We start from the raw sequence: 19564 nt of genomic DNA on the forward strand, positions 1-19564 counted from the left end.
TCAATATGGAACAACAGCAGGTAAAAAAACGCATCGAAGAAATCGTTGATAAAAACGTCATCGGTATTCTCTCATCTGTCGAAAACAATAAGCCATATGCCCGCTATATGACATTTCTAAATGAAGATTTAACTCTTTATACGCCGACGAGCAAGGAAACATACAAAGTGGAAGAAATTGAGAAAAACGCGAACGTCCACGTTCTGCTCGGCTATCAGGGCGAAGGTTTTGGAGATGAGTATGTCGAAGTGAGCGGTAAAGCCTCGATCCGTGACGATAAGCAGCTCATAGAAGACCTCTGGATTGATGATCTCGACAACTGGTTTGAAGGAAAAGATGACCCGAATCTTATCTTCCTTGAAATCAAGCCGGAATCGATCCGTCTGATGAACGGCAGAGGCGAGCCGCCTCAGAGCCTCGATTTAAAATAAAGGAATAGAAAAGCTCAGCCGTCCCAAACATAGGGACGGCTTTTTTTATCAGATTCCATTCCACAGAACTTTACCTTTGCTTACCATTTTTTTATACTTATCGTTAACTTATATGAAAGCGTGCATGGAGGTGTCCCTATGAAAACGGATGATACATTTAATGACCGATTGAAACTGAAGCTATTATCCTTCATTCCCAACCGGACAAAAAAGAATAGAATTTATGCCTACTTGAGAAAAGGACCGAGACTCCCCCTTGAAAACATTGAACACGCGCGGGAGAAAATAATATCTCTCAGCCGAAAAAATCCCGCAGTCACATTTCCCGGATCGATCAAGGACAAGACAGCTGTTAACGAGAAGAGGCATACGCCGATAAGAGTTTACACGCCTCCTGGTGAAGGTCCTTTTCCTGTAATAATCTACATGCACGGCGGCGGGTTCAGCATTGGAGATCTGGATATGGCAGATAATATATGCCGCGTCTTATCTTCATCCACTAAAAGTGTCGTCGCCAGCGTCGACTATGCGCTCGCTCCTGAATACAAATTCCCGTTTGCGCTGGATGAATGCTTCGAGGTAATAAAATGGATCGAATCCAACTCCGAAGAACTGCAAGTGCGGATGAGCAATCTGATTCTTGCCGGAGACAGCGCCGGCGGGAATTTAGCTGCTGCCCTTTCACTCCGGTTTCATGAAGTAAATCGTCCGATGCCCGTGTATCAGGTGCTTCTTTCCCCGGTACTCGATATGCAGACGAGCGCGGAAGAAAAATTAAAAAACATGGAGGAGCTCGTACTCTCCCGGAGAGGAATGGAAACCTTTTACCACTACTATTTTGAAGAAACCGCGGATCCTGCCGATCTCTCAGCTTCTCCCCTGTTTGCTCCGGAAAGTGTATTTGCTGCTCTCCCTGCCACAATCCTTATTACCGCTGAGGATGACCCTCTCAGCGAAGAAGCTTTTATTTACGCAGATAAGCTGCGACAGGCCGGTGTCCGCGTTTACCATAAACATTACAAAGAGATCTTTCATGATTTTGTTACGTTTACCGGCGTACTGGATGAAGCGGAGGATGCTTTAGCCTATATTGCTGCAATTTTGACGCATGAACAGAAAGCCTGAGCGTACTAAAAAGGAAGGAACCGGATGCCGGCCCCTTCCTTTTTTCATTTTCCCTTTTCAGCGGGTTCTCTGTGTTCCTGTTCAATTTCCTGAGGAACTTCCAGTGGTTTCTGCTTTTCCGGCCAGTTGACGAGAAAGATACCTGTAAAAATAAACGCTCCTCCTAACAAAAGGGAGAACCCGATCGGTTCCTGGAGCAGCAGCCACCCGGATACCACTCCAAAAAAGGGAGCGAGAAATAAAAAAGCACTGACTTTTCCGGGATTGCCGTTCTGCAGAAGAAAAAACCAGATCGTAAATTGAATAATCGAAGCCGGGACCGCAAGCCATAAAATGATAAAGACTGATGTGGAATTTAAAATCAGGACGGCTTCTTCAAGCAGGACGCTTCCAACGAGCACAATCAGCCCCCCGAATAGCATTTGATACGCGGTTAATACCCAGATATCAAACCTGTTTCCCCACTGTTTAATACATAACGTCCCTACCGCCCAGGAAACGGCACTGCCTAGTCCGAGCAGAGTCCCGACTTCCAGGCTCAGCTGGCCTCCCATCGTAATGAAAACACCAAAAAAACCGATGAACACGCCTCCCCACTGAACCATCCGGTAACGAATTCCCATAGCAAGTGTTCCAAAAATGACGACGAGAAGCGGATTCGTAAAGGTCAGAATAGCCGATTCCCCGGCCGTAATCGTACGCAGACTGAGAAAAATACATCCCATGACCCCCGCTGTCTGGAAAAAACCAATGATCATGATGCGGAGCCAGTCCATTTTATTGTCTGCATGAAGCTTCTTAAAATAAAGAACAAAAAGCGTCATAATGATTCCTGCTATAGTAAAGCGCAGTCCTACCAAAAGCAGTGGAGAAACATAGTTCAGACCGATTTTGGCGACCGCAAAGGAAGAGCCCATTAAACTCGTCGTAACCAGGACTAAAAAAGCAAAAATTAATTTCTTTTTCATGTGCAGCAGTCTCCCAGCGTCGTTTATATTCTTCTATTTTCAGAGCACTGCCCGGGGCGGCCTCTGCCACAGCTGGAAAGAGGCTCTGATTGTCTTTATCGTACCACACATGAAAAGCGGAATTTACCGCATGGAAACTTCGTCATTTAGAAAAGTAAGCAGGATACGCCTTAGTCCTTCGGGATCACTGAGCATCGGCAGGTGTCCCGTTTCCAGCTGCTGAACAGACTGCGGCGACAGATTTTTAATCATTTTCTTCTGCAGTGCCTTATTAAATTCCCTGTCTTTCGTCAGCTTCACGTACAGCCTCGGAACAGGCGGAATACCGGATTCGGTCCGTTCTGTATAGACGTGAAAGGCCTCAGGGATAAATCCTTCCACAATGGCTGCCGCCTGATTTTCCGATAAATCATTGCATAAACCTTTGCGGATAGCTGACTCCGGCGGTTTCGTGCCCCATTTTTTTAGAATGACAGACGACAACCTTCTTTTCGGAAAAGGAAGGATGGAAACATACGAACCTCCATTTTTAGGAATGGCTGCCCCTACAGCAGCAAAGCCTGCCACCCTGTCCGGTAATTCTTCCGCCAACCGCAGAGCAAACACTCCTCCGAGGGAGTGAGCTACAATGATGAATGATTCCACCTCCCATGTTTTCAGCTGTTTTACTATATAGGTCACGTAATCCTCCAGATGAAGATCCAGCCTCGAGTTCTTTTCCTTCTCCCTGAAAGGATACTTAATCAGGAACCAGGGATGATCCAATCCTTCCACGACATCGTTCCAGATTTTCTCCTCAAAGCCCGCTCCGTGAATAAATACAAAGCCAGTCAGCTTTTCCGATCGATTCTCCATCGTCATCGAACCCCTCTCTTTAATCTAAAACAGCATTGTTCCAGCAGGGTAATTGAAAAGCCTCTTGTACAGTCTGCGATTTTTCTGATTCTCTATACGTTTTCTTCCGCTCTCCGCCGAAAGCTTTCCCGAGGGCGATGAAGGAAGAGCCCCATCCCTTAAAGGGGAAAGCGTCCATGTATCGCTTAACCGCTTCATTTTCAAGATGACCTTTCAAAAGACGAGTGAATACCATTCTTCAATTTCCAGAGAGACGGTCTGGGTTCCTTTAATTACAAAGGACAAAGTTTAAAAACTGACACAGGATATTTTTATGCTGCCAGTATTGTTAGTTAACAAAGCTGTAAAAAGAAACCGGAAAAACCATGCTGCTTTTGTTATTCTTATATTACCAAAAAAAGGATGAGGGAGGTAGAATGGAGGGAAGGAATACATAAAAATGGAGGAATGGTTCATGAAGATTAGAGAAATAAACAAAGCGGATGCCGAAAATTTCGCTCTTCTTCCCCAGCATATCGACAATCATTCTGCCTCTATGCTGTGGGAAGCGGAGGAAAGAAAGGCTTCAGCAGCTCAGGCAGGTCAGATGATAAAAAGCTTTAAGGAAAAGGAAATTCTACGATTCTCGTTTCAGAAAAAGACGAAGTGCTCACGGGGTACGTGCTTGCGGCAGGAGGAAATGCTTTGAGGAACAGACATTTAGCTTCGATTGTAATCGGCCTTCACCGAGATTACAGAAGTAAAGGGACAGGGTCAAAACTGTTTACAGTGCTCGATTCGCGGGCTAAAAACCAGGAAATACAACGGCTGGAGCTGACGATGGCTGTTTAAAAAACAGCCTCCGAAACGCTCTATCGGAAAAAGATTTTATTACAGAAGTTCGAAATAAGGTGCCTTATTGATTAACGGAGAGTATGAAGATGAATATTATTGGCAAAACTGCTGAATGGCTGAGACGTATAAAAAGGTGCCCGCATAGAGAACGTACGGGCACCTTTTTTGAGAATGAGAGCAGACTGTAAAAAATGAAGGGTCGTTTTTCTATTTCGTACCTGCCTTGTCTTTACTTGCCTTCAGATAGCGGTGAATAACATCTATTTCCGCGTAAGGAACTTCGACACCTTCAATCACCTGGTGATCAAGACTTCCGAGGCCTGTTAAAAGCACGAGATCACCTTCACCGGCAAGCGAAAGAGCTTTTTCCACCCCTTTATCACGATAAAGTTCTGTATATATCGGTGCCGATTTTTCTGTGAATCCATTAAGTACTTCTATCAAAATTTCCCGTCGTTCCGAGCGGTCCGGATGCTCTACTGCGACGACCGTAATGTCCGCTTCTCCCTGAACCACCTCTGCAAGCTCCGGAAGCTGACGCTTATCCCGAACTCCATTCCCCGCTATTAACAGAATCAGCCTGCTGTAGTTCATCTGCTTCACAGAGGTGATCACTTTTTTCAAAGCATCCGGGGTGTGGGCGAAATCGGAAATGATCCGGTACTTTGCACACGTATCGATAAACTGGAAACGTCCGGCCGGCGGCTGCAGACCGGGCAGCTGCTTAAGCAGGAGAGAAACGGGTAGATTCATATGCATACAGGAACATACGGCGGCCATGAAGTTGGCAATATTATGAGTGCCGAAAAAAGGCAGAAAAACATCATAGGCATCATCATGGATAAACAGAGTGATGAACGTGCCGCTGGACGCTATTTCCACGATTGATGCACGGACGTCACCTTTTTCCTGCATACTGTACGTAAGGACCGGTCCGGCAAAAGTAGAGGCAAGCTCTTTTCCCATCTTCTCGTCATCCAAATTTACGACAGCTTTTTTGACCTGGTGAAACAGCTTCATCTTTGCCGCCTTATACTGCTCAAACGTATCGTGGTAATCGATATGTTCCGGAGTCAGGTTTGTAAGAACGCCGATATCAAACATCATTCCGTCTACACGGCGCTGTTCAATAGCAATCGAAGTCACTTCCAGCACCACAGCCTTCAGCTTCTCTCCAAAAAACTTATGAAAGATATAATGAAGATCCGGCGCTTCCGGCGTTGTGTGCGTTGAATGAGGGAAATTTCGCTTTCCTTTATGATCGAGGACTTTTTCAGTTCCGATCGATCCCGTCTTAATTCCACTTTGGTTTAACAGCCAGCGGACAAAGGATGTCACCGTTGTTTTCCCGTTCGTACCGGTCACGGCGATAGTATGCATGTTTTTATAGGCATAGCCGTAAAGCTCCTGGGAAAAATAAGACATTGCACGCTGGGAATCTTCCGCAAGAATAAAAGAAACTCCGGGGAATTTCTGTTGCTTTTCCTCCAACAGAGAAGCGTTCATGCCTATGACAGCCGCCGCGCCGTTTTGTGCTGCATTGTCTATAAAAGCATGGCCGTCCCTCTCAGAGCCTAAAATACAAAAGAAAGCCGTTCCCGGCGTTACTGATCTTGAATCGTAGGCAATACGGTCAATCTCCACGGCACTTCGGCCGAACACTTGCTGAATTCCTGCTGCTCTGTCTGCGGTGAAATCTACTCTCATCCTGCTGTCATCCTTTCTATTTTCCTGAAGCTTCGTGCTGACTCCTGATCAATTTTTATCTCTTAAGCCGCTTCCTATTATTTAGAACATTTATAGCAACTATCTTACAAAATTGGAACAAAGTCTTTTAAAAAGCCTTAAAAATGGCATTATTTAAAAAAATAACATCTATAGACTCAATAAAAAGGAAACAACCTCCTTTTAAGTCCTTTTTAGTGTATTTTCAATTAACAGAGACATTCATGCAGGATCGCTGCAGAATGATGGATGTAAATAATCTTGTATAGGAATGGAGCTTCCCTTTATACAGGTGGAATCACTGATGTTCAAGAAGGTGTTTTCTTTATTAGAAGACAGATGCTGTGCGGTCTTTTTTACCGTAAGCTGCAGGGCTCATGGGACGACTTCGTGGGGATGAAAGACGAGCCCCACCCCGCACGACCTCAGGAAGCCGGACCTGCCCCCCCACAGAAACGAAAGCGTCCGTTTATCGATTATCTAATTCATTTTTAAAGTCAGCCAAAATAATAAACGAGGCCGCCAATCCCCGGCGGCCTCGTTTATTCTCATTCAAAAAACGTTTACATCTGCTACTTTCCTGCAGCCTTCTTTTTAACTACTGCCTGAATAACATGACCTGTTCCCGTATGTTTCGTGCCTTCCACGCGGTCCACTTCTCCGCAGTAAAAATGAGGGCAGAAATGCGGACGGATCCACTGAAGCACTTCCACCGGATCATATAAAAGATCCACTGACGGCGGTCCTCCCGTATTATAAAAAAGCTGCGACTCGGAATAGACTTCCACCAGAAGCAGACCGCCCGGTTTCAACGAATGCATCATATTTTCAAACAAAAAACGCTGGGAATCACGCGGGACGTGGCCGAATACCATGATGGCCGAATCGTACATTTCTTCCGGCGGTGCTTCTTTTGTTAAATCAGCCGTCACCGTCTCGATCGTGACACCCGCTTCCCGGGCGAGTTTTTCGGCTTTCTCAAGACCAACGAGGGACTGATCATAGGCCGTCACGGTATGGCCCTTCCCAGCCAGGTACACAGCATTTCTTCCTTCCCCTTCTGCAAAACAGGCCGTCACGGAGCGCTTTTTTAAAAGAAAGGCTTTTTCTTTTATAAACGCATTCGGCTCGCTCCCATATAAGTATTCATACTGATCAAAATTTTTATCCCACATTTCCTTTGACATGAAACACGCTCCTTATTAATGATTACTTTCAGCTTACCCGAAAAGACCGCTCGTTTCACTTAATTATGCCTGCCAAAAAAAGTATATAGTGTGCTGTAAAACGGTGGAGTTCTTTCCTGACGGGCATTTCATCCGTTTACATGCTTTTTACGTATTCTTCTTTTAAAATCGAATAAACCTTCGAATCCCGGAACTCCCCTTTAATCCATGCATTTTTTCGTAACGTCCCTTCATATGTCATACCTGATTTTTTCATTACTTTTTCCGAGAGCATATTGCTCAAGTCGCACCTTCCCTCGATACGCATTAACCCAATCACACCGAACCCCCATTGAATCAGCCTTTCTACCGATTCCGTGGCATAACCCTTCCCCCAGAAGGAACGGTTCAGGATAAACCCGATTTCTGCCTGCCCATGCTCATCAGACCAGCTGATAAACGCACACGTGCCAATTACTTTTCTGTTCTCTTTGAGTACAATCGCAAAATCCCCTCCGGCATCCCCGGCAGGACCGACAAAATTGCGGAACGTTTCCTCTTTCGTTTTATTCACTTCCCACGTCATATGATGAGCAGCAAGAGGATCTGACGAAAATTCAAAAATATCGTCCAGATCCTCCGTGTGAATTTTCCTCAGCAGAAGGCGGTTCGTTTCCAGTTCAGGTTTCGGTTGAAAAAAAGCTTCTATTTTCAAAATGAAAACCTCCTTTTTGAGCAAGTGGAACGTTAAATGAAAAAAACAGAAATTACAGATGCAGTACCATCCGTGTCGTCTGCAGTTTATGGCCGAATAGCTCCTCTTCAAATTCCTCTAGTAATTCGAACCCTTTCGCATAATAAAAAGCCATGCCTGCATAATTTTCTTTTTCCACTTCTACATAAATCTTTTCGAGGCTGTTTTTCTCTTGTATTCCAGCCCGAAGAAGCCGGCTTCCGATTTTCCTCCCCTGCGCCTGTGGGTAAATATAAACCGCTCCCAGTTCGGCCTGCTGAGGATTTTTGAAAAAGAAGTTGGCAAAGCCGACCACTTCCCCATTCTCTTCTGCGACAAATAGAGACGTTCTCTCGATTCTTCCCGGCATTCTTTCATCGGAATACGCCTCAGCTAGAAATTTATCCTGCACTTCTCTTGGAATCAAATCGTCATATGTATCGTGCCACGTTTCTAAGGCAATGTTCTGAATGTGCGGTATATCCGCCGGCAATGCTTTTCTAATTACTATTTCTTCTCTCATATTTCCACCTCCTATCTTTATTATATAGATCTTTTAAAGTTCATTGTTGTTTATTATAGGAAACTTCGCTTCTTATCTGCCTTGGGGAGCTCCTTAAATGCATATTTAATTTTATTAGAGCTTATTCTATAACTAAAATCCCGTCCTTTGTAAAAGGCGGGATCTGAGTTTTTATATTGTACAGAGGTGTAAAAAAACGGATAACAGTTTAATGAATTATTCTGAAGATAAAAATCATTTTTCTTCGATGGAGCTTCAATGAACAGTCACACCGCGTTCTTTAAAAAACGATAATGTAATCTCGCTAAATACTATTTTAGTTGAGAATATCAAATTTTATCAGAAACCTTATAGATTCAATGGATAAATTTGTTCCCATTTTTCCTTCATTCAGGTTTTTTGCTGGATTTTCTTCCGATGAAGAAAGCGAGCAGGAGAAAAACAGTTTCTATTAAAATCCATGTCCATAAAGGAAGATCTGCCTCTTCTGGTTCCTCAGGATCTGGATTGTTTTCTTCTGCTTCTTCTGCCTCCTCGTCTTCAATCGTAAAGGTTTCAACCACAGAAAAAGGTTCCTCTGCCGCTGCGCCTTCCATTTTTAGAGTGTAGTCCCCCGTATCGACCTCTCCATAGTCCGATGGCATCTGATAGCGGATTTACGATTTGGGTGCCATGCTGAAGTCCGGAAATTCTCCTTTTTTAATAGGAAACAGGCTTCTGGTCCGGCGAGCGGAACCGCCTGACTTCTTTTGAGCGCAGCGCCGCATGCTTCGTTCTGCGGTTATTCACCCTTTTGCGCCACATGCGGAAAGACGACTCTTTCATTTCTCTTCTCATGAGCTTAATGACATCCTTTTCTTTCAAGCTGAACTGTACCTCAATCAAATCAAAGGGAGTTCGATCCTCCCAGGCCATCTCTACGATACGGTCGATATCTTCAACAGTTAGATGCTCTGTCGCTTTCATGATGAGTACCTCCTCTGTGTGCCTATGGAAATATTCTATCAAAGCGATGGTGAAGGAGCGAATAATGTGTTTGTGAGTGTTAAGTAACTGGTTCGTTTTTAAGATGAATGAACCGCGATGTTAACAGCCACTTGAATTTGAAGAATCTAACCACTTGCTTTCAATGGTTAGATTCCATATGAATACCTTTTTTATCTATAGGCTTTTTCAGAATTCTTCACGCTAAGTCAGCCAGATTCAATGCAGGAACCAAGGGGGATTTTTAATTAAAACCCACCGGAGCCGCCACCACCTCCACCGACGCCGCCACCGCCTCCGATTCCTCCACTGCTGGAAGCGCTGAAAGAGCTTGCGGCTTCAGCTGAAGAGGACTGGAAACTCGTACTGGCGAGAAGGCCTGCTGTCATAAATAACGGAATATCGCTGCCGTATCCTCTGGATGCAGCCGGCGCGCTTGAAAATTCTTTTGTCAGATCCCCACTCATTTTCTTTACCGATTTCAGATTCAGCCCGAGTCCGTAGATAAAAGCAATTTTCTGTTCCTCCGGTGGAAGGGTCTTCCAGTCTTCCGGTTCATAGCGGGCCACTTCATCTTTGTAATCTTTCCAGTCCCGGAGCAGCTTCCAGCCTTTTTCCGTCCTCGGCTGATACACGGCCGCATATCCGAAAACAAAAAGGTATAACGCAAGCAGCAGAATAAAGGGCACGACCATACCGTGCACGATATAAACAATGCCTAAAGCTAAAGGGAGCAGAGCGACTGCTCCGAGCCCCAGCTTAAAGCCGAGTTTATTGATTTTCAAATCTGCTTCTTTCTTTTCTGCGCTAACCGCTTTCTGCCATTCAATCTTTTTCGTTTCAAAGGTTTCGTAATTCTTTTCATTCTTCAGATAGTCCGACATGTCAGAGAGACGAAAGACATTTTCCTTTCCCATGTCATCAAACAGCATCGAAACGAGAATACGTTCATGCGCCATCAGGTTCTCCCGGCTTTCCAGTCGGAAGCTCTCCTCTCCCTCCTGTGTCACCTTGTCCTGTCTGACAAGATCCAGTAAAGAAGCAGTAAGCATTTCCGGTGTGACAGCGGGATGCACGTAATACATTGTAGCAGGCATGCTAAGCTGCAGCGCCGGTGCCCCGGGAGTGAGGTCGTTCGTGAAGGCGCTTTGCTTTAAGTGGCTGTATTTTTTCCGGTCCACATAAATCACGCTTAGAAATAAAAGGGCAAGGATCGGAATGGCGATCGGTGCCGCATTGGATAAAAAGTTTCGGCGTTCCGCGGCAGCTGCGGCGGCTTCCTCCCGTTCTTCCTCTTCCTGCTGAATTTCTTCCGCTGCCGAGCCTTCTGCCGTTCTCGTTACGCCTTCAAATAGTCCGGCATCAAAAGCAGCGCGCACATCTCCATTTTCTCCGCTTTCCACGTGCCCCATATCAAATAACACGTATTCATCAGCGGGCTGCTCCGAATTTTCCGCTTCGTCGTAGCCGATCGCTTCCATTTCTTCAGACGGTTCCGGCGGGTGCACCCGAATCTGCATTGACTCATAATCTGTTTCGTTGGAGCTGTCGAAAAAAGCCCAGTAAAATTCGCCAAGATCGTTGTAAAGCTCCACCCCGTCTTCAATCGTATACTGAAGATCTACTGTAAAGCTTTCGTCCTCTCCCTGCCGGTGAATGCGGTGGACGATTTCTTCTTCCGTCTCAATTTCCAGCCGCTCTCCATTTTCAAATGCTTCCAGGTTTTCAATAGACGCATAGTCCGGGTAATTCAGTGCCCTGACGACGCCATTAAATTCTCCTTCAAAATCATACGTAAACGATTCTTCCACCTGTACGTTTCCGTCCTCCTGCAAAAACGCATCAATTTCTGCTTCCGGGATCGTAAGTTCAAACGCACCCGCAGACATTGGGGATGCAATCAAAAATAAAGAAGTAAGTATCGTGGTAGTTGTTTTTATTCCCATGCAAAACGCCCCTCTCTAGGTACATATACGCGTTTAGATCGATAATGGTTTCTTTGTAGATCAAATTCTTCATAACGTTCAGTACCGCGAAACAAGGATAATAAATGGACTAACCAAGACAGGGTGAGGATTTACCTGGAATTTTTCTTCAGCTGATTTGACGTTAAGCTTCCCCGTTTTCAGGCAAACTTAAGATATGTTGACCTTAAAGGTCTGATATAAAAAACTTTTCCAGACGGGCGTCGATTTCCCCTTTGGTTTTTGGAATGTTAAAATAAGGAAGACAACTTTTTTTAAATCTACACCTACGATATTTTGGGAGGCTTGGAGAAAACAGCAGGCAGTGACTCCCTTCCTGTAGATGCCTGCAGCCTTTTCCGCTTCTTCCTGTAGTTGAAAAAATGTGTCACGTACACGACCATTTTTTACGATACGTTAGAAAGGATGAAAATGAATGAGAAAAAGTAATATTCTACATAAGATCGTACTTTTCGGTGCTCTTTGTATACTGCTTACAGCGTGTGCAGATCATTCGAACCCGGCAGACTCCCCTGAATCAGCCGAAGATGTTAATACGGATACCCAAGATAATCAAAATAGTGAAGATAGTGAAGCACCGTCTGAGCAGGAAGAAAACGAGGATACCTCCGAATGGCAGGAGAACAACGATCATTCCTCTGATAACAATACTTCGGAAGAAAATGAGCAGGCCAGTAACAATCCAGAGCAGGAAACGGAGAACGAAGAAGCCAGCAGCAATGAAAGTCAGGAAGAGACTGAGGAGATCACGGAAGAGCACGTTTCGGAAATTGTCTTTGACTATATAGAAGAAAATGAAGACTTTGAGACGGAAGACGTTACGGTGAGAATAGAAGACAGAGAAGAGGAAAGAGAGCAGGAAGTGTATCATGCCCAGGTCTACTCGACAGGACCGGAAGATGCCGAGCAGCAGGCCACTTCCACACTACGATGGTATGCGGTAGAAAAAACTTCCGGAGAAATCAGCAATGAAACGCCAGGCATGGAAGAAGACGGGGAAGCAGAACAGGAAGAAAGAGAACCGCAAGCGGTTGTCAGTGAAATCGTATCAATGAGTGAGGAGGATAGAGAGGAGCATCACCGGAACCTTGCTTCTGACGAACAGGAGCATGAGGAGCAGGTGTTTGAGCACTTACTGCTTCCAGGCGTTCATGAAAATACAAGATCGTACGGAGGCAGAGTGGCCCCGGAAGACGTTATCCGCTTTGAGTTTCCTTCTACAGAAAACAGGCAGAGAGTCGATCCTGAAGTGGGAGAAGATGGGTATTTCCACGTCGATATGAACGAATTCGAATTTTCCAGCGAAGATGTAATAATGGTGCGGATATCAGGAGAAACATATTCCCGGGAGCAGGTGTTTGAATTGCCTGTTCACCCGGCAGAGGAAGGGGTGGAGTTTATAGAAGTGAAATAAGACTGTTCGCCTTTGTCGATAAAATCGGTGCTTATATACAGACTCATAAAAGAAGAATGATTACTCATCCTTTCTCACGGAAGTCCAACTTTTATTTCCTCGACGTGCTGGTAAAAACAGAAACTTGAACAAAAAGAAACGGCTGCTGCATGGATCCAAAAAAAGCGGAGGAAAGAAGTGATTGGATCACCTTCTTCCCTCCCCATAATGCAGAACTTACTAAAGCTTTGACAATAAGCATCTCAATTTTTTAATATGATTTATTTTACATCTTCCCCCATTTTCCCGCATAGGCGTCGTACTGCAGAGACGGCTGTCTGATGTCCGTTCCATGGCAGAGGCTCAGAATTTCCGGCTTCAGATATTTCACGACGCTGCCGCTCGCAACTGCCAGCGGCATATTGTAAGTAAACAGGGGAATCGGTCGCTTCAGCTTTCCACGGCGCGTGGAAGTAAATAAATCTCCACCGAGCAAAACATCATCTTCCACATGGTAAAACACCGTATGACCCGGTGAGTGTCCCGGTGTTAAAAATGGCTTGAGTCCGCCGATTTTGCTTAATCCGTCTTCTGAATCCGGGAGGGGCTGCGTCAATCCCGGGTGGACCAGTACAGACGCTTTTTTTCTGTCCGGAAAGGGAAGCTCTCCCTCTATATAAGGAATTTCAAGCGGATGGGCATACACTGGAACGTCTCTGCCCGAACGGATCCGCTCAATTGCTCCCACATGGTCCGGATGTCCATGAGTGAGAACAATCCGCTTAAGCGGACCGATGTCAAGCTGCTCGATTTCTTTTAAAATCCCCTTCCCCATCTGCCCAATTCCCGCATCTACAAGCATCATTCCGTCATTTTCTTTTACTGCCCAGACGCTGATGGGTAACCCAATCCAAATAGATATTTTATAAACATGCGGAGTAATTCTCGTTACTCTCATGCTGGTATCCTCCTTCGCATTAACTCAAGAGCATCCTTTTATTATAGGCTGCCTTGAAAATAAAACTGAGAAGCAATGAATAGGCGCTTTCGTTTCCATGGGGGCGCAGGGCCAGCCTTATTCGCCTCGGAGCCGCCCCATGTGCCCTGCGGCTTCCGGTGAAAAAGACGGTTCAGAGGCTGTCTGCAACTAAAGAAGACCTCTTTTAAACCTCCTTCGTTCCATGCTTTATTATAAGGCTTAAATAAATCGGCAGCGTAATACAAACAAAAAAATCGTACGGATATTATTTCATATAACGATGCTTTCTCAAACTTTTCAGGCTGGAGATTTCCTGTAATAATTTTTCGCCGATATTCGTTTCCCTTACTTTTTTCCGTACGAGTTCTTCATTGACAAGCCTTTTTACAGACAAAACATCCGTTTCTTTCATTAAAACGTCTTCTTTTGAATTAAACAGCTGATGAGCGACCAGCTGCATGCCATAAGAGTTGTATAAGAGCGTGTATCCCGCTATCCCTGTAGTGGAATGGTACGCTTTCGAAAAGCCGCCATCAATGACGATCATCTTCCCATTCGCTTTGATTGGATCTTCCCCATCAATTTCCTTCACCGGCGTATGACCATTGATAATCCGGCCCTGATCCGGGTTAAGATCAAACTCCGCGAGCATTCTGCGGCATGCTTCTTCATCTTCGCGCATATAGTAGTAAGGATTTTTTCTTTCCTTATGCGTTTCTTTTTCTTTAATAAAATACCGTTCAAAGGTGGTCATTTCTCTTTTTCCAAAGAGAGAGGAATTTTCTCCTGTCCAAAGGTACCAAACCATATCAGTCGCAAAATCATCGGTCTCCTCTGGATGGGCAAAGGCCTCGCGCACATAGTTTTCGAAAACATCCAGCAGCTCACGGCCGGCATAAGTAGTGTCTTTAATCTCCATTTCCTTCATATTTCCTTCTTCATCCAAAGGAATACAGCCATGGATAAGTAAATTTCCGTTATATTTCAAATAAAGGCTGCCTTTTTTCAAAAGGAAGTTCATATGTCTCGTCAATTTCTCCGAATGCTGAATAGAGAAGAGCAGTTTATCGATCACCTGCTGTTCTTCGTCTAATAATTCATAAGGCCGCTCCGGATTGACAGTCGCAAAGCAGGTGTTTTCCAACGAATACGTTATTCCGTGAAGAGTCACTTCCTTTTTTTCATAGTCTACTTTTTCAAGCAATAACCGATTTTCCATGTTTAAACAGGGGCGCCTTTTAATGATCGGGCTTTCCAGCTTAAACTGAATGATGGAAATCGCTTGATGAATCTTTGTAATCTGCAGCTGCTCCTGCCCGGTCAATGTTTCATCTGAAATTCGCTTAGGACGAAAAGCAGGATTGTCGTCATAGTACTTCTCCGCCAAATTCAGAAGCGGCCGCAGATTAATTCCGTAGGCATCTTCGATGATATCGAGGTTGTTGTAACGCGCGCAGATCCGGATAATATTCGCGAGACAGACTTTAGAGCCGGCATAAGCGCCCACCCATAAAACGTCATGGTTCCCCCACTGAATGTCCACGGAATGGTGATTGATGAGCGTATCCATAATTTTATGCGGATCCGGACCCCGGTCATAAATATCCCCTACCACATGAAGGTGATCCACTACTAATCGCTGCGTCGTGTATGCCAGGCCGATAATTAACTTGTCGCCCTGTCCGAGGGAAATGATTCGTTCGAGCATTTTCCCATAATATTCTTTCTTGTTTTCGAACTCATCCTTTTTATATAATAATTCTTCAATAATATAAACAAACTGCTCGGGAAGTGCTTTACGCAGTTTGGAACGCGTGTATTTGGAAGAAGCATAGGAAACGAGCTTCAGCATACGCTCAATAATTTCTACGTACCCTTCCCGCAGTTCCTGTTTACTCGTGAAATTACTTTTTAACAATTTCAGCTTCTCTTCCGGGTAATAAATCAATGTCGCAAATTCATCGAGCTCCGATTCATTCAATTCCCCTTCGAAAAGGTCTCTGATTTTCATTTTTACATTTCCAGAACCGTTGCGCAGCACATGTTGAAACCCCTGGTACTCGCCGTGCAGATCACTCACAAAATGTTCTGTCCCTTTCGGCAGATCCAGTATAGCTTCAAGATTAATGATTTCCGAAGCCACTTTTTCTTCACTGTCATATTTTTGAGCCAATAAATCCAAGTACTTAAAATTTAACATCAGGAAACCCCCTTCAATCTTTGCACTGCAGCTTCTAAAAAGGCACGTCCATTTCCATTAAATCCATTAATCCTGATCTGCTCATTAAATAGAAGTTTTCTTTATAACTTTAGTTTATAGCAGACATTCTGCGGAATCCAGCAAAAAAAAGAATATTTTTACAGTTATTAAGAGGAGAAGCTGTCATGTGTCAACGACCGTTTGAAATAAATGGCTGTTATTAAGCTACTTCTATTTTCATTTCTGTTAATCCTTTAAAAATCTCCAGGCGTTTACAAAAGTATTCTTTCAGGTATTAAACAATGCTTTTTACGTGCCAAAAAGTTTCCTTTAGGAGTATCACAGTTATCATATCGGATTATGTCACTTTGACCACCGAAAGTAACGATTTCTGGAAATTCTGTGTGCTGCATGCAACTGAAAAAAGCGGCCGGTATCAGGCTTTGATCCAATAATTATTGCAACAGAAGCTGGCTAATAGTGACGTTTTCAGCAATATCGACCGGATTATTCAGGAAATCCTCTCTCTGACAGACGCGCCAATCGTTTTGTATAATGTGTACAGCCCTTTCCAATTGAGTGATACACGCCATCATGCCACAGATGCTTATATTCCACAGATCGAAGCTGACTTTACATAACTCGCATTATCCTGCCGGGGTATGCCTTTGAGCGATACCTCCAGCTCATTCGGCCATGACCAGAGGACATATCTCCTGCCTGAAGACATCCATCCGACTGAAGCCGGAGAGGCTGCACTTGCTGACATCGGCTTGCAGGCTTTAATAAGTATTTGAAAACAAAAAACTCCCTAGTGAAGGTTTTACACTGCAGCTTTCGGAAGCGTCAGTTGAAAAATAACTTAATCAAGAAGTGATGCCCTGCATGGACAGGACACGGCTTCACACGGAAAAAGCCTGTTAGACATCCCCCGTCTAACAGGCTTTGGAACAACTTTTCCAGTTCCGCGCGTACTTATCAGTCTGTCTCGATCTACCTTTTGAGACAGCTTTTTTGTGTTTCCTGAAATCGTTGTAAAAATAATTCGTAAATCAGCATCTTTCACTGACTTCCAGTACCTTAGACATACAGACCTTTGCTCCCTTTCAGCTAAAAAGTTACAATAGATGTAATAATTAACAGACAGGAACTATTTTCTAACAAATTTATTAGAAAGTGAGTGAATCCGTATGCATCCAATTACCATTGTTCTTCTTATCATATTTATCATCGTCGTTCTTTATTTTATCCGCCTTGGAACAAAAACTGGTACTTCTCACAGCGCAGATCCCCATGATACGCATCGGCTGTGGGAATGGTTTAAATCGAAAAGATAACTTTCTTATACAAGAAAAACCAGGTAATTACGGAACGCAGAAGGCTTAAAATATTCAAGAGGGTATTTATGGAAACGGCGACTTCTAAGGGGTCTGACACGAGGTTATTATACAATCTACAACGAAGATCTGGAGGAGAACCTGTTTCTGCCTGGCGGAGATTTAGAAGAGCAGGGAGAGGATGAGCAGGGAGAACCTTTATCTTTCTCTGAAACAGTTGAGACGATGCACGAAATAGATCGGGACGACGCGTTCTACTCTTCCCCGATTGTAGAAGGAATCGAAATCATACACTCTTCGATAACGGACAACAACATTGCGATCGTTCAATACACGATGGATGAAGAAGTCGTAACGGAAGCAGACCGGATAGTATTTGAGCGTGCCATGCAGCTTACTGCCCTTGACTTTCATGCGTGGGAAGTCCGATTGGTTAATGATACAACAGAAGAATTTATTATGTACCCCCTGGTGGGCAATTAAAAAATATAAACAGTTAGTCTTCTTCTCCCTGTGAAAATTGACAGGCAGCTCTCCTAAGTTGTGGAGAGCTGCCTGCTTTTACCTGCCCGGCTTCTGCTTTCCTGTTTTACACCAGACAAATTCGATGCCACAGCTGGAGGTTAAAGGATCATTCACCTTCGCAGCACCTGGGTAAAATGGTTGGAAACTTCGATAATCGCGTCAGCGGCTTGAGGATAGTAGCCGAGCTTTCTGACAAAAGCATGATCCATTCCTTTATACTTAAAGTGTCGTACCGGAACTCCCGCCTCTGCCAGCTGGGTGGAAAACTCTTCTCCTTGAATCCGTAGAAAATCAAATTCTGCCGTCACCAGCGTAATAGGAGGCAGGGTAGTTTTATCTTTGCGCAGTAAAGGGGAAACAAGCGGAAGGTACACATCTTTCAGATTAGTAAGGTATAATGTCTGAATAAAACTGAGAGACTCTTTCATGGTTACGAGCTCCTGCCGTATTAATTCAGAATCCTGGTCCGTGTCGTAGTGTTTAATGTTCCACATATTCCTTGACACATCAGACAAATCCACCAGAGGACAAAACATGCCGATATAGCCGATCGTCCAAGGCTTATCTGTACTTAAATGATGTACGCCAAGTGCAAAGTTTCCTCCGACACTGTCTCCCACCATACCCATTTTATCTGCTTCTACATTAAACTTTCGTGCATTTTCGTAAACGTACCGCACGGCTTCGAAACAATCATTCAGCCCGTCCTGATAGGGATGTTCCGGCGCAAGACGATATTCCACAGCCACGACGACTGCCTCAGTTTTCTGCGCTAAAAACTTGCACACATTTTCCATCACGTCCACATCCCGCTCGAAGAAACCTCCACCGTGAAAATAAATAATCACCGGCTTTTTTTCTTTCGTCCGGTTATAAATTTTCATGGAAATTGCGCGGTCCTGTAAAAATATGTTTGTTGTTTCTGAGCGGATGCCACTGCTTAAATCTTTATTATTTACCTCCACTCTGTTTCGGGTAATTTCAAGGTCATCAACTTCGAGCGGACGTCTTCCATTCGGGTGGACTTCATTTGTCAAAAATCTTTTCACTCTTGGATCTAAGCCGCGGCTTCCTTCCTGAAAAGGAATTTCCTTATTAATGATGTTTAGCTTTCCTATTGTAGAGTGCGTAACTTGTTTTTTTAATCTGGCTGTGAGCTCCTCATGAGTATAGGTCATGACGTATAATCCTCCTCAACAAAACATCTGGGCCTAACGCAGGCTGCAAAATTACTAACATCGCTTTTCTCGCCCGGCTGCTTAGAATAAAAGTTTCTGTTTTTATATAATCAAGTGTATTTTTAAGCTACCTTGAAAATGAAGCCGAAAATCGCTGAACGTGCGCTTTCGTTTCCATGGGGACGCTTTCCGTTAGGGCCGGTGTCGCCCGATGTCCACTCCAGCGCCCGGTAAAAATACGGAGCAGGATCGGCCTTCTAATAAAGAAGACCCCTTCTAATTATCCTTCATCCGACCTGTAGAGAGGGGAATTCCATTCCTTTAGAAGACCATTTTCATGCCTCACTCATGATACAAGACTTTTTACATGAGTGTCTGTGTTGAAGTTTGTGGCTTTTACGATAAAAAAGTGAAAGCAGCCACGGGTTCTTGCCCACATTCTGTCCCTTCCTTTATAAAGGCGGCAGGACAGGAACTAATAAGTAACTGTTCGTGGTTAAATTTAGATTTATTGTCGTATACAGCTCCAAGTTCGCATAAGAACCAAATTAGTTTTCGATACATGTAGAAAACTCCGCTTCAGCTCTGCCTTGGAGGAGATTTCCGGGGAGGACAGCACCTTG

The 19564-nt window shown here is 44.4% G+C and carries 18 protein-coding genes; 6 read left to right on the forward strand and 12 right to left on the reverse strand.

The window, feature by feature from the left end:
- The first annotated feature begins 5 nt into the window (after positions 1 to 5).
- Both FTX54_RS11010 and FTX54_RS11015 read left to right on the forward strand, forming a co-directional pair.
- Complete coding sequence (locus FTX54_RS11010; protein ID WP_147804705.1) at positions 6 to 431, forward strand: pyridoxamine 5'-phosphate oxidase family protein; 426 nt, start codon at positions 6 to 8, stop codon at positions 429 to 431.
- 138 nt (positions 432 to 569) lie between these two features.
- The gene (locus FTX54_RS11015; RefSeq protein ID WP_147804706.1) at positions 570 to 1556 is read left to right on the forward strand and encodes an alpha/beta hydrolase; all 987 of its coding nucleotides are present in this window, start codon (positions 570 to 572) and stop codon (positions 1554 to 1556) included.
- Between the two features lie 44 nt (positions 1557 to 1600).
- Here the strand turns inward: FTX54_RS11015 and FTX54_RS11020 are convergent, their stop codons facing one another.
- Both FTX54_RS11020 and FTX54_RS11025 read right to left on the reverse strand, forming a co-directional pair.
- A complete protein-coding gene (locus FTX54_RS11020) occupies positions 1601 to 2524 on the reverse strand; it encodes a DMT family transporter (RefSeq protein WP_147804707.1) in 924 nt (307 codons plus the stop codon).
- A 123-nt stretch (positions 2525 to 2647) separates the two neighbouring features.
- Positions 2648 to 3379, reverse strand: coding sequence for an alpha/beta fold hydrolase (locus FTX54_RS11025; protein ID WP_147804708.1), 732 nt, complete (start codon positions 3377 to 3379; stop codon positions 2648 to 2650).
- A gap of 660 nt (positions 3380 to 4039) precedes the next feature.
- Between FTX54_RS11025 and FTX54_RS11030 the strand changes: the two genes are divergently transcribed.
- Positions 4040 to 4210: a GNAT family N-acetyltransferase gene (locus tag FTX54_RS11030; RefSeq protein WP_246125677.1), complete on the forward strand. Its 171-nt coding sequence runs from the start codon at positions 4040 to 4042 to the stop codon at positions 4208 to 4210.
- Between the two features lie 210 nt (positions 4211 to 4420).
- On the opposite strand, the gene FTX54_RS11035 is transcribed toward FTX54_RS11030, so the two are convergent.
- The 7 genes from FTX54_RS11035 to FTX54_RS11065 form a co-directional block, all read right to left on the reverse strand.
- Positions 4421 to 5920: a UDP-N-acetylmuramoyl-L-alanyl-D-glutamate--2,6-diaminopimelate ligase gene (locus FTX54_RS11035; protein ID WP_147804710.1), complete on the reverse strand. Its 1500-nt coding sequence runs from the start codon at positions 5918 to 5920 to the stop codon at positions 4421 to 4423.
- Positions 5921 to 6510: 590 nt separating this feature from the next.
- On the reverse strand, positions 6511 to 7125 hold the full coding sequence (locus FTX54_RS11040) for a class I SAM-dependent methyltransferase (RefSeq protein WP_246125671.1): 615 nt from the start codon (positions 7123 to 7125) through the stop codon (positions 6511 to 6513).
- A 136-nt stretch (positions 7126 to 7261) separates the two neighbouring features.
- Positions 7262 to 7819 (reverse strand): GNAT family N-acetyltransferase, encoded by a 558-nt coding sequence (locus tag FTX54_RS11045; RefSeq protein ID WP_246125673.1) that lies wholly within the window; start codon positions 7817 to 7819, stop codon positions 7262 to 7264.
- 52 nt (positions 7820 to 7871) lie between these two features.
- Positions 7872 to 8360: a GNAT family N-acetyltransferase gene (locus FTX54_RS11050; protein ID WP_147804712.1), complete on the reverse strand. Its 489-nt coding sequence runs from the start codon at positions 8358 to 8360 to the stop codon at positions 7872 to 7874.
- Positions 8361 to 8746: 386 nt separating this feature from the next.
- On the reverse strand, positions 8747 to 9004 hold the full coding sequence (locus tag FTX54_RS11055) for a hypothetical protein (RefSeq protein ID WP_147804713.1): 258 nt from the start codon (positions 9002 to 9004) through the stop codon (positions 8747 to 8749).
- Between the two features lie 55 nt (positions 9005 to 9059).
- On the reverse strand, positions 9060 to 9326 hold the full coding sequence (locus tag FTX54_RS11060) for a TIGR03643 family protein (RefSeq protein WP_147804714.1): 267 nt from the start codon (positions 9324 to 9326) through the stop codon (positions 9060 to 9062).
- Between the two features lie 266 nt (positions 9327 to 9592).
- Positions 9593 to 11290: a DUF2207 domain-containing protein gene (locus tag FTX54_RS11065; protein WP_147804715.1), complete on the reverse strand. Its 1698-nt coding sequence runs from the start codon at positions 11288 to 11290 to the stop codon at positions 9593 to 9595.
- A gap of 454 nt (positions 11291 to 11744) precedes the next feature.
- On the opposite strand from FTX54_RS11065, the gene FTX54_RS11070 reads away from it, so the two are divergent.
- Positions 11745 to 12743 (forward strand): hypothetical protein, encoded by a 999-nt coding sequence (locus tag FTX54_RS11070; protein ID WP_147804716.1) that lies wholly within the window; start codon positions 11745 to 11747, stop codon positions 12741 to 12743.
- Between the two features lie 265 nt (positions 12744 to 13008).
- On the opposite strand, the gene FTX54_RS11075 is transcribed toward FTX54_RS11070, so the two are convergent.
- Both FTX54_RS11075 and FTX54_RS11080 read right to left on the reverse strand, forming a co-directional pair.
- Positions 13009 to 13680 (reverse strand): MBL fold metallo-hydrolase, encoded by a 672-nt coding sequence (locus FTX54_RS11075; RefSeq protein WP_147804717.1) that lies wholly within the window; start codon positions 13678 to 13680, stop codon positions 13009 to 13011.
- Positions 13681 to 13966: 286 nt separating this feature from the next.
- Entirely contained in the window at positions 13967 to 15901 is a 1935-nt protein-coding gene (locus tag FTX54_RS11080; protein ID WP_147804718.1) for a fructose-1,6-bisphosphatase, read from the reverse strand.
- 1190 nt (positions 15902 to 17091) lie between these two features.
- On the opposite strand from FTX54_RS11080, the gene FTX54_RS11085 reads away from it, so the two are divergent.
- Both FTX54_RS11085 and FTX54_RS11090 read left to right on the forward strand, forming a co-directional pair.
- Positions 17092 to 17238, forward strand: coding sequence for a hypothetical protein (locus tag FTX54_RS11085; RefSeq protein ID WP_187254634.1), 147 nt, complete (start codon positions 17092 to 17094; stop codon positions 17236 to 17238).
- A 225-nt stretch (positions 17239 to 17463) separates the two neighbouring features.
- Positions 17464 to 17721, forward strand: a complete 258-nt coding sequence (locus tag FTX54_RS11090; protein WP_147804720.1) for a hypothetical protein — start codon at positions 17464 to 17466, stop codon at positions 17719 to 17721.
- A gap of 152 nt (positions 17722 to 17873) precedes the next feature.
- On the opposite strand, the gene FTX54_RS11095 is transcribed toward FTX54_RS11090, so the two are convergent.
- Positions 17874 to 18941, reverse strand: a complete 1068-nt coding sequence (locus FTX54_RS11095; protein WP_147804721.1) for an alpha/beta hydrolase — start codon at positions 18939 to 18941, stop codon at positions 17874 to 17876.
- Positions 18942 to 19564: the final 623 nt, after the last annotated feature.

The organism is Alkalicoccus halolimnae, from assembly GCF_008014775.2.
Lineage (GTDB): Bacteria > Bacillota > Bacilli > Bacillales > Salisediminibacteriaceae > Alkalicoccus > Alkalicoccus halolimnae.